The following is a 25,595-nucleotide window of genomic DNA, read 5'->3' as shown; positions in this document are numbered from 1 at the left end:
TGGCGCAGTTCTGCCTGAGGTCCCGCCGCCCGCCCGGTTCGGACGGGCGCCGGGACGCAGGTGGTCGCGTCACATCTGTGATCACCTGGCCTGCCGCCCACCGGCCCGGAGCTCGTTGCCTCCGGGTTCCGGCAGGTCAGCCCACGGGTGGGGCGGCCCAGGAGGACCGGATCAGCTCCCGCTCCGTGGCGGCGAGGTGGGCGGTCGCGGCGAGCCAGGCCCAGGCGTACCGGTCCGGGTCGGGATCGGTGAGCCGGCCGAACGCGTCCCGGCCGCGGCGGTCGGACTCGTCGGCGAGCGCGGCGGCCAGCGCGGCGGCGGTGATGAAGCCGGCGCGGCGCAGCGGGCCAGCCAGCCCGGTGCCCTCGCCTCTGGCCGCCTCGGCGACAGCGCGGCGACCGCCGGAGACGGCCAGCTCCACCAGCCGGCGGACCCGCCACAGCGGCGACTCCGCAACCGCGTCGGCGCCAACGGCGAGAAGCGGTTCGGTCATCGCGGCCGGGTCGCGCGGCGGTAGGTGGCTGCCCTGGATCTCGTCGTAGCCGAGGTCCGCCCGGCCGTGCCAGTCTGCCGGCAGCCGCAGCGTCACGGTGGTGCCGGGCACCGGGCCGACCGCGAGCGGGTGCAGCGTGCTGGCCCGGTCCGGGTCCAGTCGGCCGACCACCCGGACCCGCAGGCCCGGCCAGGAGGCAAGCCGTCGCAGGTTGGCCACGTGGGCCAGCACCGGGTGGGAGTTGACCGGCACCAGCCGGATCACCGGCCCGTCCGGCACCGGTGCACGGTCCGCTCCGGCGTCGGTGGCGGGGGCCAGCTCGCGGGCCAGCACCTGGTCACCGACGGCACCCACCACCATCAGGTCACAGCCGACCAGCGCGGTCCCGGCCCGGGCCGGGTCCTCCGGGTCGTCGGCGGCGAGTTGGGCGGTCACCACCTCGGCGAGCGGGCGGGCGAACAGTTCCGCCAGCGGCCCGGTGGACCAGTCGGTCCCGGTGAGCGGGGTGGCCCGGATCCCCTTGCCGGCACCGAGCCGGCCGTCCGGGGAGACGGTGGTGCCGGTGATCCGCAGGCCGCCGCGGGCCAGCACCGCGTGGTTGACCGCGACCGCGCCCATCCCGGTCACCGCTCGGGCGCAGTCCCGTGCCCGGTCCGGGCCACCCGGCTTCACGTCGCCGAAGGAGAGCCGGCGCCCGTCGTCGGCGACCAGGTGGGTGACCACCCCGGCGTACCCGGTCGCGCTGATCACCGGCTCCCGGCAGACGCCGTACACCTCCAGCGTGCCGTCCGGCTGGTAGGCCCGCCGGAGGATGCCGACCAGCGCCGGGTCGGCATCGCCGGCGGCCAGCCGGCCGGCCACGTACAGCAGGTCGTGCAGCACCTCGACCAGCTCGGCCAGCCGGTGGCCGGTCTGCCGGCCCCGGTGGGCGCGCAGGCCACGTACCGTGCGCAGCGCGGCGCTCTCGGCCCGCGGCAGGCCGGCCAGCCGGGCGCTGTGCGCGGCCCGCAGCAGGTCGGCCTGGAGGACCGCGCCGGCGGCCGGCAGGCCGGCCGCGAGCACCGCGGCAGCCGCCCGCCACAGCGCTCCGGCTGCGGCCCGTTGCGCCTTCGTCGGTCCCGTGCTCCGGCCGGTACGACCGGGGGCCGCGCCGGCCGCTTTTCCGGTACGCCCGGTCCGGCGGGTGGTCACGCCGGGGCTGGCCGGAACGGACGATGCGGCGGCGGACGGCTGTTCGGGGTGGGTGGCCAGGTCGGCGACCGGGCAGGCGACCAGGACCGCGGTCCGGTGCAGGCAGCGGGGCGCCAGCAGACAGCTGCACCGGGCCTGGTGCGGTTCGGTGACCGCGCCGGTCGGTCCGGGCGTCAGCGTGACCAGGGCCTCTGGGCCACAGTCGACCGACACGCCGCCGTCGACCCGGCCGACCGGTACCGCCGCCAGCCGTTCGACGGTGGCGTCCAGCCGCTTGTGCAGCCGGGATGGCAGGGCCGCCACCGCCGCGGCGGCGACCCCCGGCAGCACCGGCGGCAACCGGTCGATCTCTGTGGTGGTGAGTGTGGGGTCCGTCAACGTGATCCTCCGCGTACGCGGTCGCCCACCCAGCGGGCGAGTTCGAGCGGGCTGAGAGCGGCGACCGGCATCCCGGCCGCGACGAGCTGCTCGGCGACCGGTACCGAGTAGCAGGGCACTCCCCTGTCGTCCAGCGCGGCACAGCCGAGCAGATGCACGCCGGAACTGGCCAACGTGCGGACCTCGCCGAGCAGCCCGGCCAGCGGGTAGCCCTCCTCGAAGTCACTGACCACCGCCACGATGGTGCGGCTCGGCACGGTCACCAGCGAGCGGGCGTGGGCCAGCCCGGCGGCGATGTGCGTACCGCCGCCGACACGCACCTCCAGCAGCAGCGACAGCGGATCGTCGACCCGGTCGGTCAGGTCGACCACCTCGGTGGAGAAAGCGAGGAAATGGGTGGACAGGGTGGGCACCCCGGCCAGCACGGCGGCGGTCAACGCCGACCACACCACCGACGCCTCCATCGAGCCGGACACGTCGACCACCAGCACCAGCCGCCAGTCGGCCTCCCTGCGGGTTCGGGTGTTGAAGACCGGGCGTTCCGGCACCACCACCGTCCGGCCGTCGTCGAGCCGCTGGGTGTGCGCCAGGTTCGCCCGCAGCGTACGGGCGAGGTTGATCCGGCCGCCGGGACGGCGGGACGGACGCGGGTTGGTCAGCCCGGTCAGCGCCGGACGCATCTGGGTGGCCAGCTGCTTCGTCAGCTCCTCGACCAGCCGCCGGACCAGCGGCCGCAACTTGGCCAGGTGCCCCTCGGGCAGGCCACCGGCCAGCGACAGCACCGAGGTCAGCAGCTCCATCGAGGGGCGTACCGCGGCCGGGTCGAGCTCGGTGAGCACGTCGGCACGGCCGCTCTCGGCCGCCCGGGCGATGACCTCCTCGCGTACCGCGGTGCCGAACAGCGCCTCGAGTTCGTCGGCCCACTCGCGGGCGGTTGGGAAGGAGGCTTCCCGGCCACCGCCGCCCGCCGCCTGGCTGCCGCCGGCCGCCGCCTGGCCGAGGTCGGTCGCGCCCTCGCCCTTGCCTGCCCCGTACAGCTCGTCGAGGGCGCGGGCATAGCGGCGGGCGTCGGCCGGCAACCGCTCGGGTTGGCGGCCGAGCAGCAGCCGCCACCGGTCCGTCGGGGTGAGCCGGGCGACCGACATGTCCGGCCCTGGCTCGGCGTCGGCGTCGGCGTCGGTGGGGGCATCGGCGGAGCCGGTCGGCGTGCCCGGAATCGGGATGCCGCGGGCGACCAGGGCGGCCCGACCGGCCCCGTCAGCGGCGGCCCAGCGGGCCAGCAGCTCGGGCGGGGCGGACAGGGCCAGATCGAGCCGGTCGCCGAGCCGGTCTGCGACGGTGTGCAGCAGCCGGTCCCGGGCCGCCGGGGTGAGCACGTCGAACCCGCCACGCAGCGCCGGCAGCCGGTCCAGGAACTCGGTGTCGGTGAGCCGCTCGATCCGCTCCAGCAGCGGGTCCAGCGCGGCCGGGGCGGACTGCAGCAGCGGGTGCGCCGCGATGAGCAGGCCACCGAGCAGCCGCTGCAGGTGTCGCCGGGTGTCCGGTCCGGTCGCCGCATCGATCCAGCCGCCCACCCGGGTGCCCAGAGTCTCCAGATCGGTCAGGTCGAGCAGCACCCGGGCGGCCAGGGCGGCACCCTGGATCAACGACGAACCGGCCCGGGCCAGGTAGCCGAGGGCCTCGTCCAGGCGCAGGCCGATCCGGTCCTCACCGGCCCGGACCGCGAGGTCGACCAGCGCGGCGGCGTCGGCCGCGGCGTCGCTGCCGGCCAGGCCGGGCAGCCCGCGGACCGCCGCGTCGAGCAGCACGACGGCCAGCTCGGCCGCCCGGGCCCGGCCGTCGGCGGTGGTGCCGGGCAGGTGTTCCCGGCGCAGCGCCTCCAGCAGGTCCAGTGCGGCCAGCAGCTCGGGCAGCGTGCCGGTGCCCGGCAGCACCGCGGCGGCCAGCTCGAGCCGTTCGGTGACCAGCTCGGGCAGGTCACACCGGGCGGCGTCGCGTAGCCCGGTGAGCAGCTGCGCGGCGGTGGGGCCGCCGTCGGCGGCCTCCCGGCGGAACCGCTCCCGCAGGGTGCCGGCCGCGGCCAGCGCCGCGGTCACCCCGCGTACGCCGACCAGGTCCAGCCGGGCCGCCACGGACGGCGTCCAGGCCAGTTGCCAGCGGGTGGTCAGGGCGGCACCGTCGCCGGTGCCGGAGACCGCGATCGGCTCGCCGTAGCCGACGCCGCACACCTGGAGGCGCTGCAACAGGATCTCCCGCCGCCCGTCCAGCTCGGTACGCAGCGGGTCCAGCCGGACCTCGCGGGACTTCGGGCTGTCCGGGTTGGGCAACCGCAGCGCGGTGAGTTCCGCCTCGACGGCGGGGCCGAGCCCGGACCGCGGCGTACCGGGCGCGACCCGACCTCGCTCGGCGCCGACCAGCACGGTCTCCAGCGCCTTGGCCAGCGCTCGGCCGCGGCCGAGCAGTTCGCCCTGGCCGAGCACGGTGGTCACCGCCTCCAGCACCTCGCCCCGGCCGGGGGCGGGCAGGTCCCGCAGCCGGGCCAGGTCGCCGGCCAGCCGTACCGCCTCGGCGGCCTCGCCAGTACCGGCGGTGTGACCGGCCGAGCGGAGTTCCCGGCACAGGTCGGTGACCGCCCGGGCGGCGGCGGCCCGGATCCGCTCCGGGTCGCCGGCCGCGGTGAAGACAGACTGCTGCCAGCGCGGGTCGCGGATCCCGGCCGGATAGCCGGACCGCGAGTCGAGCAGGTCGAACGCGTACGGCACCAGCGAGGTGATCGCCGTGCCGCCGCCGTTGTTGGTGGCCGGCCCGGGCTGGCTCGTCACGGACCGGACGGGACCGGTCGGGGCAACAACGGCGGGCGCGGCGGCGACACCGGCACCCGTGCTGACCGACCGGGCCGGGCCGTCGCCGTCAGCGTCGTCGGCGGCGGCGACGGCGACGTCGGCCGACGGGGCGGCGAGCAGGGCCGGGGCATGGAAGGCGCCGATGACGGCGGCGACCCGCTGGCCGTCCGCGCCGGCCCCGGCGAGCACCCGGCGCATGTGCCGCTCGCGGGCCAGGTCCCGGGCCGGTACGCCGTCGCCGCTGGCGCTGTCGGTACGCATCACCCAGCCGACACCGAGGGCGGCCCGACGGACCGCCTCGGGCGGGCAGCCCGGGGCACGCACCTCGACCACACGGTCCCACAGGTCGTCGCCGTCCCGGCCGGTGCCGCTGGCGCCGAGCGCGGCGGCGTAGCCGGACCGGCGCCGGCCGGACACCGGCTCAGCGGCATCCGGTTCGGGATCGCCACCAGCGGCCGGCTCAGCGCCAGCGGCCGGCTCGGCACCGACAGCCGGGGCGGAGCCGGTGGCCGGGCCGGTGCTGTCGCCGGTCCAGCCGGGGTCGGCCAGGAGCAGGTCGCAGCAGACCACCTCGACGCCGCGCTGCCGGGCCCAGCGGATCGCGGCCAACTCCGGGGAGAAGTCGGCGAACGGGTAGAAGCCCATCGGCCCGTCCGCACCGTGGCTGCCGACCAGGGCCAGCGGGGCCCGGGCGGCCGGGTCGGACAGGTACGGCAGCCAGCGCTGGAAGTCCGCCGGCAACTCGACACAGACCACCTCGGCCCCGGCGGCGTCCAGCAGTGCCGGGATCACCGCCGCGAGGGCCGGGCTGTGATGCCGCACCCCGATCAGGTACGGCCGGACCGAACCGGCGAGCGCGTCGACCACGGCTCGCGGGCCGGCCGCTGACGGGCCGGCCGCCACCGGATCGACGGGCCGCGGGGCCGCACCGGTCGACGTGCTGGAGAGGGACGTCACCGCACGCTCTCCCGCAGTTCCCAGAGCCGGCGCCACATCGCCGAGCCGTCCTCGGCGCGACGGCGGACCGGGCCGTCCCAGTAGCCGAGCAGCCGGGCGTGGTCGTTCGGGTCGTCCTTGCGGACCACGCCGAGCAGGTGCCCGGGCACCAGGTCGAGCGCGTCCCCGCCGGGCAGGTACGCGGCGGCCAGGCCGAGCGACACCGCCACCTGCACCGCCTCGGCGGTGGACATCACCGTGCCGGGCCGTTCCACGTCCCAGCCCTCGCCGGACCGGCCGGAACGCAGGTCGCGGAACACGGTGACCAGGGCGTCAAGCACCGCGTCGTCCACCGTGTACGCCGCGCCGGCGCGCTGCACGGCGGCGGTGGCCTGCCCGCGGACCAGGTCGGTCTCGGTGTCCGCGTCGGAGATCGGGTGGATGGTCTCGAAGTTGAACCGGCGCTTCAGGGCCGAGGACATCTCCGACACGCCCCGGTCCCGGAGGTTGGCGGTGGCGATCACGGTGAACCCTGGCACCGCGCGGATCAGGCCGCCCTCGGTACCGGCCAGCTCCGGCACGTTCATCCGGCGGTCGGACAGGATGGACACCAGCGCGTCCTGCACCTCGGGCAGGCAGCGGGTGATCTCCTCGATCCGGACCACCCGGCCGGTGCGCATCGCGGTCAGCACCGGCGAGTCGACCAGCGCCTGCGGGGTCGGGCCCTGGGCGAGCAGCAGCGCGTAGTTCCAGCCGTACCGGAAGGCGTCCTCGGTGGTGCCGGCGGTGCCCTGCACGGTCAGCGCGCTGGTGCCGCAGACCGCGGCGGCCAGCAGCTCGGACAGCATCGACTTGGCGGTACCGGGTTCGCCGACCAGCAGCAGGCCCCGCTCCCCGGCGAGGGTGACCACGCACCGCTCGACCAGGCTCCGCTCACCGACGAACTTCGGCGGGATGGTCATGCTGGCCGGCAGCTCGATGCCGTCCGGGCCGGTACGCCGGTCGCTGGGCAGCTTCAGCGCGTCGCCGTCGCTGCCCTGGATGAAGGTGACCACGGCGCGCGGGGTCAGCGCCCAGCCCGGCGGCCGGGCCCCGTCGTCGTACGCGGCCAGGAAGGCCAGCTCGTCGGCGTACCGCTGTTCGGCGGAGAGGACCTGGGCGGCGGTCTCCGGCGCCGCGGTGGGGCGGACGTGTTCCGTCACGGTCACTGGTGTTCCTCGATCTCTCTCTGGTTCGGACTGGGTGTTCGGGGCAGGGGTCGGCGGCGCGGCGCTGCCGCGACGGCCGGGTCGGTCGTCGCGGACAGCCGCCGCTCCGCGGCCGGGGTCAGCGGTGGGTGCCGCGGGTGGGCAGGTTGTCGAACCGGGGCCGGTCGCCGTCACGGAGGCGTTGCCAGGCCCGCCGGTAGAGGTCCGCGACCGGTTCGAACGGCACGGTCACGCCGAGCCCGGCCGTACCGTCGGGTGCGAGGTCGAACAGGCTCACCTTCCAGCCCTCGATCGGTGCCTGCCCGCTGCCGCGCTCCAGCCACGGGCCGGGCAGGAACAGCGACCGGCCGGCCCGGGACCGGCTGGCCTCGACGACCAGGTCGGTGCCGGCCAGTTCGGCGCGGGCCGCCTTCAGCCGGGCCGGCTTCCAGCCGGCCCACTTCGCCGTGTTGCGGTCGGTCGGGTCCGGCATGGCCAGCAGCATCAGGTACACCGCCGCCGCGTCGACGCCCAGGCCGTGTTCCGCAGCCACTTCGGCGACCAGCTCCGGCACCGACCGGGTCGGATCCTGCGGCCACCAGGTCCCATCCGCCGCCCGCGCGCCGCCGTCCGGCTCCCCCGGATCGCCGAGCAGCGCCGCGAACCGCGGGTCGCGGACCAGGCGCAGCGCCACCTCCATCGGGTACGGCTTGGCCGCGTCCTCGCGCAGCGCCGGCAGGTACGGGTCCGACGCGTCGGCGTCGAGCAGGTCCGGCCGCAGCGCGGGCGACGGTTGGCTGTCGTGGGTGGCCAGGACGATGGCGCCGTACCGTTCCCAGCCAGGGCCGGTCTCCGACGGGGTGCCCGCCACCTGGCGGAACTCGGGCAGGGAGACGTACCGGCCGAGGTCGAGCAGCAGGTCGGGGTTGGCCAGCCGGTCCCGGATCACGGCCAGTGCGGCCGGCAGGGCAAGCCGGCACGGATCGCCGGCCGGTGTGTGGTGGGCGACCCAGGCTGCCAGTGCGACCGTGGAGCGCAGCACCTCACCGGTGAAGCCCGCGGCTCGGCCGTCGACCTGCCGGGCCTGGTCGCCCCTGATCTGGAAGGCCAGGTCGGTGCTCAACTCGACCGCACCGGACGGGTCGAGCAGCGCCGGCAACGCCTTCGCGGGTCCCCAGCCGGTTCGGATCGCGCGCACCGCCTCGGCGAGCAGCCCTTCGGGCACCACCACCCGGCGACCCAGGGCGGCGTTCCAGGCCGCCGCGGCCGCGGCCACGTCCGGACCGTCGGTCCACAGCCGGGCCGGGTCGTCCGGCAGCAGCGCCGAGACCACGGCCCGCCGGAGGGCCGGCCTGGCCTCGTTCAGCATCCCGAAGGCCAGCTTGACGTCGCCGACCTGCTTGATCCCGAGCGCCTTGCGCAGCTCGGTCGGCACGGTGTTCGCCGAGTCCGCGTACGGCAGGCCGGCGAGCACCAGCTTCGCGGCGGTGGGGGTGACGCCGGTCAGCTCGGCGAACTGCTCGGCCGCTTCCGGCCGCCAGGGCAGCGGGCCGCGCGCGGTCCACTCGGTGAGGAAACCGGCCAGCCAGCCGGCGGGCCGTTCGTCGCCGACCGGCGCCGTGGACTGCACCGTGTACGGCTCGGGCACGGCGAACACCCCAGCCGGGTCGTGGTAGAGCGCGTCGAAGCAGTAGCCGGTGGCCGTGCCGTTGGAGGTGAGGACGGCGATGAACGCACCGTCAGGCAACGGCAGGATGCCCGGCCTGGGGTAACGACGCGTGCCGTCGGGGTTGCTCAGGTCGCCGTCGAGCAGGTGCAGCGTGAACCGGCGCCACCGGGTCGGTTCGGCCGCCGCGCTCAGGTCGAGCCGGTCCAGTTCGGTGAGCAGGGCGCGCAGCGTCTTCCGGTGTTCGTCGGGGGTGACCGCCGCGACGGCCCGGTAGGCGGCGGCCGCTACACCGCCGAGCAGGGGCCACCAGCCCAGAGCGTTCGGCAGGGGCGGTCCGTCGAGGTGCAGCCGTACCGCGGGTTCGCTCCCGGTGGTGGCGGACCGCTGGGCGGCGAACGCCTGGAACTGGGTGAAGGTGTGGGTCGAGTTGTTCGCACAGTAGGCCGAGCCACGCAGACCGTCCAGCGCCAGGTTGAGCTGCTGGTCGGTGGGTCCGCTAGCGGTGGCCACCGGCGCTGCCGCCTTCGGGGCGGACCACGACCTGCTGAGTCGCTCGGTCACCGCGTCCAGGTCGGTGCGCACCCGGGCGGTCAGCCGCAGCACCCCGGCCACCCCGGCCAGCACCGCGTCGTGGCTGACCGCCGGCAGCGTCGAGCGGACCAGCTCGACCAGCGCGTCCTCGTCGACCTCGCCTGTGGTGGAGGGCCCGGAGCCGGAGGTGCCGGCCGGTGCGCTCACCATGGACGCCGGTACGGCGACGGGAAGGCCGGTGACGGCCTGCGTGGCCGCGGTCAGCCCCGATCGGGTTGCCGCCTGGGCCGCAGCCCGCGCGGCCTTTTCGGCCAGGGCGGCGCGGCGTTCGTCGAGGGCGACCTTGAGCAGCGCGGCTGCGGTGTCCCGGTCCATCCGGCGCAGGGCGGTGGAGCCGACCGGATCCCGGGGCAGCATGTTGCCGATGAACTTCTGTCCCGGCAGCGGGACCGCGTCGGGGGTGTAGTCCCGGCTCGACGGCGGTCCGGCGGCGGCCGACACCACCCCGTCCGGGTCGACCAGGACGAAATCCTTGAGGACGGCCCGCGGCCGGTCGTCGCCGGGTAGCACCAGCGCCGCGATCGGCTGCTGTCCGGGGGCCACGGTGACGGTACGACCGGCCAGGTCCTCGCCGCGTACCGAGCCGTCCGGCAGGGTGACCACCCGCCAGCCGAGCAGGCCGTCCACCGGTACGGCGGCCGGCGTGGCTCGGTCGGACAGGGCTGGCCGCAGCCAGCTGGCGGACTCCTGGAGGCGGCTTCCGCCGACCGGGAGGTCGGTCAGGAACCGGGGCAGGCTACGCCGGCCGTGGGTGTTGCTGGCCGGGTCGTACTCGTGCCAGCCGTTGTTGCCGTCATCCTCGCTGTGGCGGTAGACCCAGTAAGAGGTGCCGTCGGTGATGACCGGCAGCTCGGACGGGACAGCGGTGTCACCGACGTGCAGCACGCCGCCGCCGGTGGTCCGCCCGCCGCCGGCCAGCGGCAGGGTTGTCTCGTTCCTGCGCCGCTGGAGGCCGCGGGTGTCGCCGAGGAGGGGCTGCGGCTCGCCGGGCGACGAGTGCCAGTAACCGCGCAGGTTGTAGCCGAGTGCCCGGGACTCCCAGTAGACCAGCAGGTGACCGTCGACGTAGTGGTAGCCGGGCTCGCCCCACATGTCGCCGGCCGGGATGCGCAGGTCGTGGCGGAGCACGATGCCCTCGGCGCCGAGCACCCGCACGGTGGTCGGCCCGCCCAGGATCACGTACGGCCAGGCTTCCTGCCGGGTCAGCTCGACCCGGCGGTCGCCGCCGGTCACCTCCTGCCAGGCCAGCTCCCAGTCCGGCCAGCCCAGCTCGTCGATGATCCCGCCGCGCAGGCTGCGGGCGACGTGCTCGGCGAGGTCAACGCCGAGGGCCTGCCCGAGGTCGCCGCCCGGGCCGGGGTCACCGGACAGGTCGAGGTCGTCGGACACCAGGCGCAGCGCCTCGACCGGAAGCTTGCCCAGCCAGTCCACCGATTCCGGCAGGTACGGCAGTCCGGTGGCGAACCGGTCACGGATCCGAGTCCGCAGCCAGTCGGTCAGCAACGGCCGGATGCCCGGCGTCCCGGCCATCCGGCGCAGGACGTACTGCTGGTCGTCGAGCTGGTCGAGGCCCCGGCGGAGGGCCTCGGTGAACCGGTCGTCGCCGGCCACGGCGAGCAGATCCCGCTCTCCCTCGACCTTGACCCAATGGGCCAGGTCCACGGTGTCGTGCTCCTTTGGCGGGGTCACCGGCAGGTCGAGGGCGAGCAGCAGGTCGAGCAGGTCCAGGTCGCCGTCGGCGGAGAGGGTCTCGCCGCTGTCGGCCAGTTCGGCGCGTAGCCGGTCGGCCATCCGCTCGACGAGTGGGTACAGCTCCGGTGTCCGGCTGCGGTAGTAGCCGGAGTTGGCCCGGCTCACGAAGCGGCGCAGCCAGCCAACGGAGCCGTCGTGCGGGCGCGCCGTGTCCGGCACGTCCGGGTCGGACAGCCCGGAGAGCGCACCGGTGTCGGTCAACAGGGCCAGCCACGTGACGAGGTTGTCCCGGTCGGCGGGCATCAGGTCGAGCAGGCTGCCGCGGATCGCCGGGTCGCGGCCGGCCAACGCCGTCACCGCCGGCAGGTGCGCCTTCCACCAGCCGGCGGGCGCCTCGGCGGCCACCGGCAGCCGGAGCAGCTCGGTCAGGTAGGCCGCCGCACGATCGTTGACGGCGGCGGCACCGGCCTTTCCAGCGGCCTTGGTGGCCGTCCGCACCAGCCGGTTCACCGCGGTGGCCGACTGCGTGGACGGCACCACTCCGGCGGTCGCGGCCCGCAGCGCCAGCCGGCAGAACCGGTCCAGCGCCTCGTCGGCCGGCAGCTGGGCGGACAGCTCTTTCGCATAGCCGGCCAACGCCGTCGCGGAGACCACCTTGGCCGCCGCGAACTCCACGTAGACCTCGTCCAGCCGGTTCAGGTCGACCGGCAGGCCGTGCTGCGCCTCCGCCTTGCGTGCCTTGTTGAACAGCTGCGACGCGTAGGTGTCCTGCCCGGCGGCCAGGAACACCCGCGCCGCCTGCTCGAAGAACGTCGGCAGGAAGTGTGGCATCGTGCGGGCGAACCGGTCGGCGACGATCTGGTGCCCGTCCAGCGCGGCCTTCGGCCGCGACCGGATTTGCTTGGCCAGCTTCTGCAGCTCCGGCACGACCGCCAACGCGTGCCGGCCGTCCGCCGGGTGGTGTACCAGCACCCACTCGGGGAAGGCCAACGAGCGGCGTGGGCCCAGCCCGACGACGGCCGGCTCGGCGCACGGGGTCAGGCCGAGGAACCCGACGGCCATGTCCTCGCCCTCGCCGAGGGCGGCGTCGACCAGGCGGACCACCGGCCGGTCGTCGAGGGCGGGGTGCCGGTAGGTGCGGGCGGTGAGGGGCACCGCCCGGTCGCCGGCCCCGGCGGTGCCGGTCGGCAGGACCGCGCCGGCGGCCAGCAGGCTCTCGGCTGAGCTTTCGTCCGAAGTCATGCCTTCTTCCCCGTTCCGGTCACGACGCCGGACAGGGCCGTCGCCATCCGCATTCCTTCCGACCAGGCCACCGGCCCGACCTCGGTCAGCCGCAGCGTCGGTCCATCCACGACCGACCAGGAGAGGGTGCCCAGAGTCGCCTCGGAGTCCCAGTAGTCCTCGTCGAACCACATGGCAGCCTCGACCGTGCGACCGGCCTCCCAGACCCGGCACTTGACCTGCGAGCGGGAGACCTGGAGGCCGAGTGCGGCGGCCCGGGCGGCCAGCCGGTTGGGGACCGTGGTACCGCGGAAGTCGGTGATCGTGGTGTCGCGGTCCTTCAGGTTGGTGGGTTTGCCCCAGGTGCCCCGGTGCAGTTGCTCGACCCGCTGGGTGACGTCCAGTTCGTCGGCAAATTCGCGCAGGTCGGCCAGGTCGGGCAGGCGCACCGGGTGGGGCAGCGTGACGCTGGCCGGCGAGAGCCGCACGGTCTCCCCGTCGAGGTTGACCACGCGGAGGTCATCGGTGTCGGCGACGTCCCGCAGGAAGCCTGGCTCGGCCGGGTCGTCCCCGAGCACCACGAGATCGCGTAGCGCGTCCCGCCAGGCCGGGTCCGGCCAGATCCGCGCCAGCAGCCCGGTCGGCACCGGCAGCGAGGACATCACCCAGGCGTCGACCCGGGCCAGGCATTCCGCCGTGTGCCGGTCCAGCCACTGGGCGACCTGGCGCAACCGGTCCACCTCGGGGTTGTCCCGCAGCGCCTTCGGCAGAGTCTTCAATGGACGGCCGGTGGCCCGTGGGCCGGCGGACCGGGCCGCCACCTTTCCGTCCACGAGAGAGATCTCGTACGAATCTCCCATCGATAGCCAGCCCATCAGGAACACCCTCCGCAGTGGCAAATTAACTAGATTTCGTGAGGAATCGGCCACGATCATCAACGCAGGGCACGCTAACAGTAATGACCGACACGACAGGGGACAGAGCGGCGGGGCTCCGCGGTCAGGGCCGGCGGGACGAGAAGGACGGGCTCCGCGGAAGGCGCAGGTCCGGCCATCTCCGGTGCACCGTGAATGGTCAGGCGCGGCCCGACGGAAGGCGAGGCAGTGACCTAGGTCACACCATGGCAGCCGGACGCCCCGCCGCGCGCCGAGGAAACGCGACGACCTGGCCCGGATGCATCTCGGCGAGCGGGCCGACCTCACAGGCCCGGTGGCTTATGGTGAAAAGCCCGGAACCGCCACGATAGTCGCATAGGCGTACGGGGCGTACATGACGGTCAGACCAGTAGGATCTTCACGTTGCCCAGCCGAGGGATGGACCGATGACTCAGAGGACGTCGCCGTGCCGCGCGCCGACGGCGCGGAGACCAGGCATCGCCGGCGCTTGTGCCGCCCGCGCCGGCCGGATCCTCGCGCGGCACGTCCGCGGCGTCGACCACTGCTGAAATGGACTGGGCCGGATGGGCACTGTTCGGGTTGGTGGCCACTACCGCGCTCACCGCAGCGCTGATCGCTGCTCAGCTGGCCGGTTTCACTCGTCTCGACCTTCCCCTGGTACTCGGGACCCTCGTCACCGAGGATCCCGACCGGGCCCGGGTCGTCGGGTTTTTCATGCACCTCGGTGCCGGTCAGGGCTTCGCCCTCGGCTACGCGGCCACGTTCGCCCTGCTGCACCGCGCCACCTGGTGGATCGGGGCGCTGCTCGGGATGCTTCACGTCGGGATCGCGCTGACGGTGCTCCTGCCGCTGCTCCCGGGTGTTCACCCGCGTATGGCCTCGCAGCGGGCGGGCCCGGCCAGCACGGCCGTGCTGGAGCCACCCGGCCTGTTTGCCCTCAACTACGGCGTCCAGACTCCCGCGGTCACGGCCGTCGTCCACGTCATGTTCGGGGTCGTCCTCGGACTACTCCTCAAGCCCGACTGACCCGCGTTTGTCCCCGCCTGTTGCGCTGCGCTCACCAGCGCCCCGATCGGTTCGGTAGGAAGCGGTCTCCAGGACTGGTGGGCCCGACGTGACGTGCCCTCCGCCCCCGGCGCCGATCAGTGACTACGGCCTGTTGGGTGACACCCGCACCGCTGCCCTTGTCGCCAGTGACGGCCGACTCGACTGGCTCTGCGTGCCCCGCTTCGACGGTGAGCCCCTGTTCGGCCGGCTGGTCGGGGGCCCGGAGGCGGGAACGTTCCGGGTCGGCCCGGCCCGGCCGGCCGCGGTCGTCGAACGGCGTTACCGGCAGCACACCGCCACACTCGAGACGACCTGGGCGGTGGGCAGCGGCCGCCTCACCCTCACCGAGGGCATGGTGGCCGAGGTCAGCGGTCGTCTGCTGCCAGCGACACTGATCGTGCGTCGGCTGTCGGCCGAGGAGGCAGCGGTCGACGCCGTCGTCGAGTTCGACCCCCGCCTCGGCGTACGGCACCGCCGGCCCCGAGTCCACCGGCGGCGCCAGGCCCTGGTGTGTGAGTGGGGATCGCTCGCGGTCTCTCTGGACAGCGCGCCCAAGCTCACCATCGAACCGGGTCGGCCCACCTCGATCATGGTCAGGCCGGACCATCCGGTCACCCTCGTGCTGGCCGTGGTCCACCGCGAACCTCTGATCCATGTCGAGCCGGCAGCGGCCTGGGAACTGCTCCTCGAGGACGAGAACCGGTGGCGGGCCTGGACGGCTGAAATCGACCGATCACTGCCTTTCCGGGAACAGGTGGCACGAAGCCTGCTGACCCTGCGACTGTTGACCTACTCGCCCTCGCAAGCCCCGGTGGCCGCACCCACAACATCCCTGCCGGAGGATCCCGGCGGGGTACGCAACTGGGACTACCGCTATGTCTGGCCCCGTGACGCCAGCATCGGCGTCAGCGCCTTCCTCAGCGTCGGCAAGCCGGAGGAGGCCCACGGTTTCCTCGCGTGGCTGTTGTACGCCAGCCGGCTGCAGCGGCCACGCCTGCCGGCAGTGTTCACCCTGCACGGCCGCCACGTACCGGCGGAACGGGAACTGCCCGGCTGGCCCGGCTATCTCGACAGCGTCCCGGTGCGGACCGGCAACGGCGCCACCGGCCAACACCAGCTCGACGGCTACGGCTGGGTGATCGACGCCGCCTGGGCGTTCGCGCAGACGGGGCACCGCCTCTACGCGGAGACGTGGCGGGCGGTGCGCGGCTTCGCCGATCTGGTCGCTCGTTGCTGGCAGGAACCCGACGCCGGCATCTGGGAGGTCCGCACACCCTCCCAACACGTACATTCCAAGCTCATGGGCTGGCTCGCCCTGGACCGAGCCCTGTGCATCGCCGACACTCACCCGCTGCCGGAGCGCCAACGCCGAGCCTGGCAGAAAGCACGAGACGCCATCGCCGCCGAGGTCCGGACGTACGGCTTCGATTCAGCGGCGCGCAGCTACGTCCGCAGCTACGGCTCCCAGGACCTCGACGCGGCCCTACTCGTCCTGCCGCTGCTAAATATGGACGGCATCGAATCGCCCCGTGTGCACGGCACCATCGACGCCATTCGGGACAGGCTCTCCGCCGGCGATCCGCTCCTCTACCGTTACCCGCCGGGACGTGACGGCATCCCCGGCGGAGAGGGCGCATTCCTGCCCTGCTCGTTCTGGCTCGTTCAAGCCCTCGCCCGCACCGGACGCCTCAGCGAGGCGGTCGAGCTGTTCCAGACCATGCTCGACCACGCCAGCCCACTCGGCCTCTACGCCGAGGAGATGGACCCCACGACGGGCGCCCACATCGGCAACTACCCCCAGACGCTGACCCACGCCGCGCTCATCCAAGCCGCACTCGCGATTCGAGACGCCCCGGCGATTGGTCCCGAGACCTGACGGCCGGGAAACGCCCGTCACCGTCACCTCCGCCGACCAGACACCTGCCCGAGGCATCTTGCGGAGGCACTATACGTGCGTATAGTTGACTACCGAGTTGGGTAGCACACCGTACGTCTGTACAAGGGGGTTGCAGGTGATGGGACGCCCGGTTGGCGATCCGGCGTTCGAGGACCTGACCGCTCGGGCGCGGATCAGGGACGCCGCGATCCGCCTGTTCGCCGAGCGTGGCATCGACGGCACGACGGTCCGCGACATCGCCGCGCAGGCGGGCGTGTCACCGGGCCTGCTTCGGCACCATTTCGGATCCAAGGACGCGCTGCGCGAGGCCTGCGACGGCTACGTGCTGGACCGACTCGTGAAAATCAAGGAGGAACTCTTCCTCGAGGACAAGGTGGCCAACCCCGCCTTCCTGCCGTCGGTCCATCCAGCGATCGTGCTGCTGTACAAGTACGTCACCCGGGCATTGCTCGACGGCTCGCCCAGCGCCGCGGCGATGTTCGACGACATGGTGGTGCTGACCGAGCAGTGGATCAGCAAGCACGCGCCGGACGTCACCGAGGACTACCGGGCATTCGCCGCAGTGCTCGTCGGCATGCAGTCCGGGATCCTCGCGATGCACGACCACGTGTCCCGCGCGCTGGGCGTTGACGTCTTCACCACCGACGGGCACCTGCGCATGGCCAGCGCACTGGCCGACTTCTACTCCCATCCGCTACTCGACTCCGAATTCGTCGCCAAGGCCCGCCGGGCGATGGAGCCGCTGCGGGCACCCAATCCGCCTACCGCCGCGGGGACCGACCCCGGGGCCGAAGGAGCATGAGGATCATGACCGAGGCGATCCGCGCAGACGCACTGGTCAAAACGTTCGGGCGCACCCGTGCGCTCGACGGGCTCGATCTAGCCGTGCAGGCCGGGGAGGTGCACGGCTTCCTGGGACCCAACGGCGCGGGGAAGTCCACCACCATCCGCATCCTGCTCGGGCTGCTACGCGCCGACGCCGGCACCGCCCGGCTGCTCGGCGGCGACCCGTGGCGCGACGCCACGGAACTGCACCGCCGCCTCGCCTACGTGCCCGGCGACGTCACACTGTGGCCCAACCTGTCGGGCGGCGAGGTCATCGACCTGCTCGGCCGGCTCCGCGGCGGCCTCGACACCAAGCGCCGCGCCGAGCTGCTGGAGCGCTTCGACCTCGACCCGAGCAAGAAGGGCCGGACCTACTCGAAGGGCAACCGACAGAAGGTCGCCCTCATCGCCGCCCTCGCCTCCGACGTCGACCTGCTCATGCTCGACGAGCCCACCTCCGGCCTCGACCCGCTCATGGAGGAGGTCTTCCGCCAGGTGATCCGCGAAGAGCAGCAACGCGCCGGCCGCACTGTGCTGCTGTCCAGCCACATCCTCGCCGAGGTCGAGGCGCTCTGCGACCGGGTCACCATCATCCGCGAGGGCCGGGCGGTCGAGACCGGCACGCTCGCCGAGATGCGGCACCTGACCCGCACCTCCATCCAGGTCGACCTCGCCGGGCCGGCGGCCGGCCTGGACACGCTGCCCGGCGTGCACGACCTGCAGATCCACAACGGCACCGTGCGCTTCACCGTGGACACCGCCGCGCTCGACGCGGTGCTGCGGCAACTCACCACCGTAGGCATCCGGAACCTGACCAGCCAGCCGCCGACCCTCGAAGAGCTGTTCCTGCGCCACTACGACCGGACGCAGGCCGTCGGAAAGCAGCGGTCGGGGGTGGCCCGGTGAACTCGCTGACCGGCACGTACGCCCTGATGCGGCTGGCGCTGCGGCTCGACCGCGTCCGGCTGACCGTGTGGGTGCTCGGGCTCGCGGTGATGCCGATGGGGACCGCGGCCAACTACGTCAAGCTCTACCCGACCGAGGAGGACCTGCACGCGGTGAGCGCCGTGCTCACCAACCCGTCGCTCGTCGCGATGAGCGGCCCGCTGTTCGGCGTATCGATCGGTGGGCTCACCGCGTGGAAGATCGGCGTGACCGAGTTCATCCTGGTGGCGCTGATGAGCCTGCTGACGGTCGTGCGGCACACCCGGACCGAGGAGGAGACCGGCCGGCTGGAGCTCATCCGCGCCACGGTGATCGGGAGGTATGCACCGCTCACCGCCGCCCTGCTCGTCACCGCGCTGGCGAACCTGGCCATCGCGGTGCTGAGCACCCTCGGGCTGATGGCGGCCGGGCTGCCGGCCGCCGGCTCGGCGGCGTTCGGCCTCGCGACCGGCCTTGTCGGCATGCTGTTCGCCGCGATCGCGGCGGCGTCCGCGCAGCTCACCCAGAGCGCCCGGACGGCCAGCGGCATCGCCGGCGCCGTCCTGGGCGGCACCTACCTGCTGCGCGCCGTCGGCGACACCGGGCCGACCTGGCTGAGCTGGGTGTCGCCGACCGGCTGGGCGCTGCACATGCGCCCGTACGCCGGTGAACGATGGTGGATCGCCGCGCTGTTCGTCGGGGTCGCGGCTGTCTTCGCCACGCTCGGGTACGCGCTCGTGCATCGCCGTGACGTGGGTGCGGGCCTGCTTCCGGAGCGGCCCGGGCCCGCCGCGGCCTCCCCCGCCCTGCGCAGCCCGCTTGCGCTGGCCTGGCGGCTGCATCGCGGCCTGCTCCTCGGCTGGGCCATCGGGCTGGCGCTGACCGGGGCCGTCATGGGCGGCGCCGCCGCTGGCATCGGGGACCTGAAGTCGCCGAACCAGCAGCTGACCGACATCTTGACCCGGATGGGCGGGCGCAGCGGCCTCACCGACGCGTTCCTCGCCGCGATCTTCGGCATCACCGGCATGGTCGCCGCCGCCTACACGGTCCAGGCGACGCTGCGACTGCGCCAGGAGGAGAGCAGCGGGCGGGTCGAGGCGCTGCTGGCCACACGCGTCGGCCGGTTGCGCTGGGCGATGAGCCACCTGGCGTTCGCGCTGCTGGGCACGGCGCTGCTGCTGGCCCTGTCGGGCGTCGCGGGCGGTCTCGTGTACGGTGCGCAGGTCCACGACATCGGCGGGCAGGTCGGGCGACTGCTCGGCGCCGCGCTGGTGCAGCTGCCGGCCGCCTGGGTGCTGGCCGGATTCGGAACCGCGCTGATCGGCCTGGTACCGCGGCTCAGCGCGCTGGCGTGGGCCGCGCTCATCCTGTCCGTCCTGCTCGTTGAACTCGGCGCGCTGTTCGGGCTGAGCCAGTGGATCGTGGACCTCACCCCGTTCGCGCACGTGCCGAAGCTGCCCGGCTCCGGGTTCACCGTGGCGCCGATTCTGTGGCTCACCGTCATCGCGGTCGCCCTGGGCGCGGCCGGGCTCGCCGGGCTGCGCCGCAGGGACATGCCGGTGGCGTGAACACGGGCCGGAGCGAGGGGCGATTTCGTGCCCGTGGCGCTCGCCCACGACGAAGCCGGCTTCTCTCAGGGCCGTCAACATAACTTGGCGAGGAGTCCCGGTCCTTCAGGGCCGGGAGGAATCGCGTCACGAGCTGGGGCGTTTCTTCGTCGAGACTCCGGCCGGCGTGCACGGGCTCGTGCGCAGCGCCAAGGCCGAGATCGGCACGGTCGTGAACGTTCGCGTCCACGAGTTCGACGGCCAACGGTTCGGCGCAAGCGTGGTGTGAGTGATGTGGCCGGGTGCGGCTTGATCATGCACACCCGGCCACGACATGTCCCCCGCTGAACTGTCGCCACGACCAATGAAAGGCCTGCTTGGAGAGGCCTTTCGCAGCTCACGCGCACCTTTGTCGCCGTTGCCCCGTTCGGCCCGCATGGTTAGCGCCGCGACCAGCCGCAGTGGCTCGCATGGCCGATGTCGGGCCGGGTACGCCAGGGCGTGACAACGGGCCGGGACCTGAGGCGGCGGGGGTGAAGATGGGACGCTACGACGACGAGGTGACCGGGCTGGCAGCGCCGCTGGCCGACCCAGGTGACCTGGACGTGCTGCTGGACCGGATCGGGAACGCCCGGGTGGTGATGCTCGGCGAGGCGAGCCACGGCACGCACGAGTTCTACACCTGGCGCGCGGCGCTCACCCGGCGGCTGATCGAGGAGAAGGGCTTCTCGTTCGTCGCCGTGGAGGGCGACTGGCCCGACTGCGACCGGGTGGACCGCAGCGTCCGCTGCCAGGCCGGCGCGCCCAGCGACCCGCGCGACGCGCTCGGCACCTTCGAGCGCTGGCCGACGTGGATGTGGGCCAACGAGGAGGTCATCGACTTCACCCGCTGGCTGCGTACCCGCAACGCGAGGGCGGACGAGCCGGACCGCGCGGGGTTCCACGGTCTGGATGTGTACTCGCTGTGGGAGTCGCTACGCGAGATCATCACCTGGCTGCAGGAGCACGACCCGGAGCAGGTGCCGGCGGCGCTGGCCGCGTACCGCTGCTTCCAGCCGTACGACGAGGACCCGCAACGGTACGCGCTGGCGACCCGATTCGTACCGAACAACTGCGAGAACGAGGTGGTGGACCTGCTCGTCGGGCTGCGTGAGCGGGCCGTGGCCGGCGGCGCGGGCCGCTTCGGGGCGTGGCAGAACGCCGAGATCGTCGCCGGGGCCGAGCGCTACTACCGGACGATGGCGCGCGGTGGCCGGGAGTCGTGGAACGTCCGCGACCGGCACATGGACGACACCCTCGACCGGCTGCTGCGGCACTACGGGCCGGGGTCGAAGGCGGTCGTCTGGGCACACAACACCCACGTGGGGGACGCCCGCGCGACCGACATGGCCGACGCCGGAGAGGTCAACATCGGCCAGCTCGCCCGGGAGCGGTACGGTCCGGACCAGGTCGTGTTGGTCGGCTTCGGCACCCACCACGGCACCGTGGTCGCCGGTGACGCCTGGGGTGCGCCGATGGAGGTGATGGCGGTGCCACCGGGCCGCCGGCACTCCCTGGAGGAGGCCCTGCACGGCGCCGCGCCGGCGCAGGCCCTGTTCGTCTTCCCGCGCGACGGCAAGCCCGACGTGCTCACCGACGAGCTCGACCACCGGGCGATCGGCGTCGTCTACCACCCGGAGCGGGAGAGCCTCGGCAACTACGTACCGACGGTGCTCGGCGACCGCTACGACGCCTTCTGCTGGATCGACGAAACCCAGGCGGTCCGGCCGCTGCGCGTGCGGCCCACCAGCCTGGCCGAGCCCGAGACGTATCCGTCCGGCGTCTGACGGCGGCGTTGCGGACCATGTCGGGGGCTCGCCGTAGTCTCACCGACATGACGGAAACGAAGACGCACATCCTCGCCGCGCCCGGCGTCGACCTGGTCTACGACGTTCGCGGCCCGCTGCCCCCGTCCGGCGGGCGCCCCGCGTTGCTCATGATCGGCCAGCCGATGACGGCGGAGGGCTTCGAAGCGCTCGCCGCACACTTCACGGACCGCACAGTCGTCACCTACGACCCGCGCGGCCTGGGCCGCAGCATCCGCAAGGACGGCCGGTCCGACCACACGCCCCAGCACCAGGCGGCCGACCTGCACCTGCTGATCGAGGCGCTCGGCGCCGGTCCGGTCGACGTGTTCGCCAGCAGCGGCGGTGCGGTGACCGCACTCGAACTGGTCGCGGCCCACCCCGGCGACGTCGTCACGCTGGTGGCGCACGAGCCGCCGATCAACGCTGTGCTCCCGGACGCCACGGGCGCCGAGCGCGCCCGGGCCGCCTTCCACGAGGCATACCAGGCGAAGGGCACCGGTGCCGGCATGGCCGCGTTCATCGCGATGACGTCCTGGCAGGGCGAGTTCACTGATGCCTACTTCGCCCAGCCCGCGCCCGATCCGGCGATGTTCGGCATGTCGACCGACGACGACGGCACCCGCGACGATCCGCTGCTGTCGAAGAACTCGTGGGCGATCACCGACTACCGCCCCGACGCGAGCGTGCTCACCGCGGCACCGACCCGGATCGTGATCGCGGTCGGCGAGGAGTCGGCGGGAACGTACACCGCGCGTACGGCCGTAGGCACCGCGGCGTTGCTCGGCCAGGAGGCCGCGGTGTTCCCCAGCCACCACGGCGGCTTCCTTGGTGGTCAGTTCGGTTACGCAGGCAAGCCCGACGAGTTCGCGGCAAGGCTGCGCGAGGTGCTGGACGCGGGCTGACCCGTGACTGCCGAGCATTGGACCAGCGTCTACGAGCAGAAGCGAACCACCGAGGTCAGCTGGTTCCAGCCCGAGCCCACGTTGTCGCTGGACCTGCTCAGCGCCGCGAATGTCGGCACAGACGATCCGATCCTCGATGTCGGCGCCGGCTCCTCCGTGCTCGTCGACCGCCTGCTCGAACGTGGGTTCCGTGACGTGTCCGTCCTCGACATCTCGCCGCCCGCCCTGCGAGCCACACAACACCGGCTCGGCCGAGGTTAGGGTGGGCCAATGATCGAAATCCTGTACTTCGACGGCTGCCCCAACCATGAGGGCCTGGAGGGGCGGATACGGTCGCTCCTCGCTGCTGTCGACATTGAGGAAACGATCATCCACCGTCGCATCGAGTCGGAGGAGGAAGCCCGGGTAGAGCGCTTCCTGGGCTCGCCGACAGTGCGGGTCAACGGCGTCGACGTTGACCCGGACGCGGCCAGTCGGACCGCGTACGGGCTGATGTGCCGCGTATACGCGACGGACGACGGGCTCCGCGGCACTCCTCCCCACGAGTGGATCGTGCAGGCGCTGCGCCGAGCCGGGGCAGAACCGAGCCGCCCGACCCCAAGGCCCCGGCAGAGTCGCGGGTAGCTGTCCGACTACCTCTTATCGGCCCCGTGCGGCGGCCCGGCCTGACGCCCGGATCGCCGCCGGCATGGTCGGGGACGGTGATCAGTGGTTCTGCGGGAAGCCGAGGTTGACCCCGCCGTGGGACGGGTCGAGCCAGCGGCTGGTGACCACCTTGGACCTGACGAAGAAGTTCACCCCCTCCGGCCCGTACGCGTGGGCGTCGCCGAACAGGGAGTCCTTCCATCCGCCGAAGGAGTAGTACGACACCGGGACCGGGATCGGGACGTTCACCCCGACCATGCCGACCTCGATCTCGTTCTGGTAGCGGCGGGCCGCGCCGCCGTCGTTGGTGAAGATGGCGGTGCCGTTGCCCCACGGGTTGGCGTTGACCAGCTCGACCGCCGCGTCGTAGCTGGGCACCCGCAGCACCGAGAGCACCGGCCCGAAGATCTCGTCGGTGTAGATGGACATGTCGGTGGCGACATGGTCGAACAGGGTCGGCCCGAGCCAGAAGCCGCCCGGCTCGCCGTCGATCGGGTGGTTCCGCCCGTCGACCACGAGCTGCGCCCCGGCGGCCCGGCCGGCGTCCAGGTACGCCGTCACCCGGTCCCGGTGCGCGCCGGTGACCAACGGCCCCATCTCGCAGCCGGGGCGGCGGCCGTCGCCGACGTGCAGCGCGGCCATCCGCTCTTCGATCTTGGCGACCAGGTCGTCGCCGGCCGGATCGACCGCCACTACGGCGGAGATGGCCATGCAGCGTTCGCCGGCCGAGCCGAAGCCGGCGGAGACGGCGGCGTCGGCGGCCAGGTCGAGGTCGGCGTCGGGCAGCACGACCATGTGATTCTTCGCCCCGCCGAGCGCCTGCACCCGCTTTCCGTGCCGGGTGCCGGTCTCGTAGACGTAGCGGGCGATCGGGGTGGAGCCGACAAACGAGACGGCCCTGACGTGGGGATGTTCGAGGATCCGGTCGACCGCCTCCTTGTCGCCGTGCACCACGTTGCACACCCCGTCCGGCAACCCGGCCTCCGCCAACAGCTCCGCCAGGAAGTTCGCCGCAGACGGGTCCTTCTCGCTCGGCTTGAGCACCACCGTGTTGCCGCACGCGATGGCGTTCGGCACGAACCACAGCGGCACCATGGCCGGGAAGTTGAAGGGGGAGATCACGCCGACCACGCCGAGGGGCTGCCGGATGGCGTACACGTCGACCTGGGTCGAGACGTTCTCGCTGTATCCGCCCTTGAGCAGCTGCGGGATGCCGCAGGCGAACTCGACGTTCTCCAACCCGCGCTGGATCTCCCCCGCCGCGTCGGAGAGCACCTTGCCGTGTTCGGCGGTGATGATGGCAGCGAGGTCGGCCCGGCGGGCGCTGAGCAGCTCCCGGAAGGCGAACAGCACACTCGTCCGCTTGGCAAGGGACACGGTGCGCCATCGGGTGTACGCCTCGCGGGCGGCGGCGACCGCCTCGTCGACGACGGCGGCGGTGGCGAAGTCGACCTGCCCGGAGACCTGGCCGGTGGCGGGGTCGTAGATGTCCCCGGTGCGGTCGGCGACGCCGTGCCACGGCTTGCCGCCGATCCAGTGGGTGGTCCTCATCGGATTTGCACCTCCTTGGCCACGGCCTCAATCGACTGGGTGAGGATCTCCAGGGCCTCGTCCGCCTCGGCCCTGGTCAGGGTCATCGGCGGGGCCAGGCGGATCACGTTGCCGTACAGGCCGCCCTTGCCGACGAGCAGGCCGCGTTCGCGGGTCTCCTCGAGCAGGGCGGCGGCGGCCGCCGGATGGGGCTCGCCGTCGGGTCCGACGAACTCCAGCGCGATCATGAGGCCCTTGCCGCGCACGTCGCCGACCACCCGATGCGTCGCGGCGACCGCGCGCAGGCCGTCGAGCAGCCGGGCGCCCAGCTGCGCGGCGTTGGCTTGGAGGTCGTGCTCCAGCAGATAGTTCAGCGACGCCAGCGCGCCCGTGGTGGCCAGCGGGTTTCCGCCGAACGTGGAGATCGAGTTGGCGCGCAGGCAGTCCATCAGGTCGGCCCGGGCGACCACGCCGCCGATCGCGAGGCCGTTGCCCAATCCCTTGGCGAAGGTGATCGCGTCCGGCACGACGCCGTGCGCCTGGATGCCCCAGAAGTGCTCGCCGGTACGCCCCCAGCCGGTCTGCACCTCGTCGGAGACGAGGAGGATGCCGTACTCGTCGAGCACCTTCTTGAACTCGCCGAACAACCCGTCAGGTGGGGTGGCGAAGCCGCCGACCCCCTGGATCGGCTCGACAATCATGCAGGCGACGTCGCCGGCGGTGGTCGTCTCGATGACCTCGCGCAGGTCGGCGACACAGGCCCTGATGTAGTCCGCGTCGGGCAGGTCCCGGAACGGGCTGCGGTAGCGGTAGCCGCCGTGCACCCAGCTCACCTTGATCGGGCTGAGCGCGCTGGCCGACCAGCCGCGGTTGCCGGTGATCGCGACGGTGGCGAAGGCACGGCCGTGGTACGAGTTGCGCAGCGCGAGCACCTGTTCGCTGCGGCGGTGCTGGGTGGCGAGCATGAGCGCGGTCTCGTTCGCCTCGGTGCCCGAGTTGGTGAAGAACACCTTGGCGTCCGGGATGCCGGACAGCTCCGCGATCTTCTCGGCGAGTTCGACCTGCGACTTGATCAGGTAGAGCGTGGACGAGTGCAGCACGCCGGTGTCGACCTGCGACCGGATGGCGTCGCTGATCTCGGCGACGTCGTAGCCGATGGCGTTGGTGAGGATGCCGGCGAAGAAGTCGAGGTAGGTCCGTCCCTCGTGGTCGGTCACCCGGCGGCCGTGCGCCCTGGCGATCTCGATGGGCTGCTCGTAGTACAACGCCAGCCAGTTCGGCAGCACGGATCGGTGTCTGGCCAGCAGGTCGCGGTGGGCCATGGCGTCCTCCCG

16 protein-coding genes are annotated in these 25,595 nt (G+C 73.1%); 9 read left to right on the top strand and 7 right to left on the bottom strand.

Going from position 1 to position 25,595, the window contains the following annotated elements; translation table 11 throughout:
- Positions 1 to 136: 136 nt before the first annotated feature.
- The 5 genes from ACNAW0_RS05685 to ACNAW0_RS05665 form a co-directional block, all read right to left on the bottom strand.
- A complete protein-coding gene (locus ACNAW0_RS05685; protein ID WP_416286643.1) occupies positions 137 to 2,062 on the bottom strand; it encodes a hypothetical protein in 1,926 nt (641 codons plus the stop codon).
- Positions 2,059 to 5,862, bottom strand: coding sequence for a vWA domain-containing protein (locus tag ACNAW0_RS05680; protein WP_416286642.1), 3,804 nt, complete (start codon positions 5,860 to 5,862; stop codon positions 2,059 to 2,061). Before ACNAW0_RS05680 ends, ACNAW0_RS05685 begins: the two co-directional genes overlap by 4 nt.
- The gene (locus ACNAW0_RS05675) at positions 5,859 to 7,049 is read right to left on the bottom strand and encodes an ATP-binding protein (protein WP_416286641.1); all 1,191 of its coding nucleotides are present in this window, start codon (positions 7,047 to 7,049) and stop codon (positions 5,859 to 5,861) included. The genes ACNAW0_RS05680 and ACNAW0_RS05675 overlap by 4 nt, the downstream gene beginning before the upstream one ends.
- Positions 7,050 to 7,167: 118 nt before the next feature.
- A complete protein-coding gene (locus tag ACNAW0_RS05670; protein WP_416286640.1) occupies positions 7,168 to 12,222 on the bottom strand; it encodes a hypothetical protein in 5,055 nt (1,684 codons plus the stop codon).
- Positions 12,219 to 13,076 carry a DUF4132 domain-containing protein gene (locus ACNAW0_RS05665; protein WP_416286639.1) on the bottom strand — a complete coding sequence of 286 codons (858 nt, stop codon included), beginning with the start codon at positions 13,074 to 13,076 and terminating at the stop codon, positions 12,219 to 12,221. Before ACNAW0_RS05665 ends, ACNAW0_RS05670 begins: the two co-directional genes overlap by 4 nt.
- Before the next feature lie 603 nt (positions 13,077 to 13,679).
- Here ACNAW0_RS05665 and ACNAW0_RS05660 point away from each other — a divergent pair.
- From ACNAW0_RS05660 to ACNAW0_RS05620, 9 genes are all read left to right on the top strand, one after another.
- A complete protein-coding gene (locus ACNAW0_RS05660; protein ID WP_416286638.1) occupies positions 13,680 to 14,123 on the top strand; it encodes a hypothetical protein in 444 nt (147 codons plus the stop codon).
- An 88-nt stretch (positions 14,124 to 14,211) separates the two neighbouring features.
- Entirely contained in the window at positions 14,212 to 16,020 is a 1,809-nt protein-coding gene (locus ACNAW0_RS05655; RefSeq protein ID WP_416286637.1) for a glycoside hydrolase family 15 protein, read from the top strand.
- Positions 16,021 to 16,159: 139 nt separating this feature from the next.
- On the top strand, positions 16,160 to 16,843 hold the full coding sequence (locus ACNAW0_RS05650; RefSeq protein ID WP_416286636.1) for a TetR/AcrR family transcriptional regulator: 684 nt from the start codon (positions 16,160 to 16,162) through the stop codon (positions 16,841 to 16,843).
- A gap of 5 nt (positions 16,844 to 16,848) precedes the next feature.
- Positions 16,849 to 17,772, top strand: coding sequence for an ATP-binding cassette domain-containing protein (locus ACNAW0_RS05645; RefSeq protein ID WP_416286635.1), 924 nt, complete (start codon positions 16,849 to 16,851; stop codon positions 17,770 to 17,772).
- Positions 17,769 to 19,358, top strand: a complete 1,590-nt coding sequence (locus tag ACNAW0_RS05640) for an ABC transporter permease (protein WP_416286634.1) — start codon at positions 17,769 to 17,771, stop codon at positions 19,356 to 19,358. The genes ACNAW0_RS05645 and ACNAW0_RS05640 overlap by 4 nt, the downstream gene beginning before the upstream one ends.
- Positions 19,359 to 19,876: 518 nt before the next feature.
- Positions 19,877 to 21,163, top strand: coding sequence for an erythromycin esterase family protein (locus ACNAW0_RS05635; RefSeq protein ID WP_416286674.1), 1,287 nt, complete (start codon positions 19,877 to 19,879; stop codon positions 21,161 to 21,163).
- 47 nt (positions 21,164 to 21,210) lie between these two features.
- Positions 21,211 to 22,086, top strand: a complete 876-nt coding sequence (locus tag ACNAW0_RS05630; protein WP_416286633.1) for an alpha/beta fold hydrolase — start codon at positions 21,211 to 21,213, stop codon at positions 22,084 to 22,086.
- A gap of 3 nt (positions 22,087 to 22,089) precedes the next feature.
- Positions 22,090 to 22,347, top strand: coding sequence for a hypothetical protein (locus ACNAW0_RS05625; RefSeq protein WP_416286632.1), 258 nt, complete (start codon positions 22,090 to 22,092; stop codon positions 22,345 to 22,347).
- A 9-nt stretch (positions 22,348 to 22,356) separates the two neighbouring features.
- The gene (locus ACNAW0_RS05620) at positions 22,357 to 22,710 is read left to right on the top strand and encodes a hypothetical protein (RefSeq protein ID WP_416286631.1); all 354 of its coding nucleotides are present in this window, start codon (positions 22,357 to 22,359) and stop codon (positions 22,708 to 22,710) included.
- 81 nt (positions 22,711 to 22,791) lie between these two features.
- Here ACNAW0_RS05620 and ACNAW0_RS05615 read toward each other — a convergent pair whose 3' ends face one another.
- Positions 22,792 to 24,282, bottom strand: coding sequence for a CoA-acylating methylmalonate-semialdehyde dehydrogenase (locus ACNAW0_RS05615; protein WP_416286630.1), 1,491 nt, complete (start codon positions 24,280 to 24,282; stop codon positions 22,792 to 22,794).
- Entirely contained in the window at positions 24,279 to 25,583 is a 1,305-nt protein-coding gene (locus tag ACNAW0_RS05610; RefSeq protein ID WP_416286629.1) for an aspartate aminotransferase family protein, read from the bottom strand. The genes ACNAW0_RS05615 and ACNAW0_RS05610 overlap by 4 nt, the downstream gene beginning before the upstream one ends.
- Positions 25,584 to 25,595: the final 12 nt, after the last annotated feature.

This window comes from Micromonospora sp. SL1-18, assembly GCF_047921505.1.
GTDB lineage: Bacteria > Actinomycetota > Actinomycetes > Mycobacteriales > Micromonosporaceae > Micromonospora.
The sequence above is the reverse complement of the archived record's forward strand: the minus strand, read 5'-3'. Positions and strand labels throughout refer to the sequence as shown.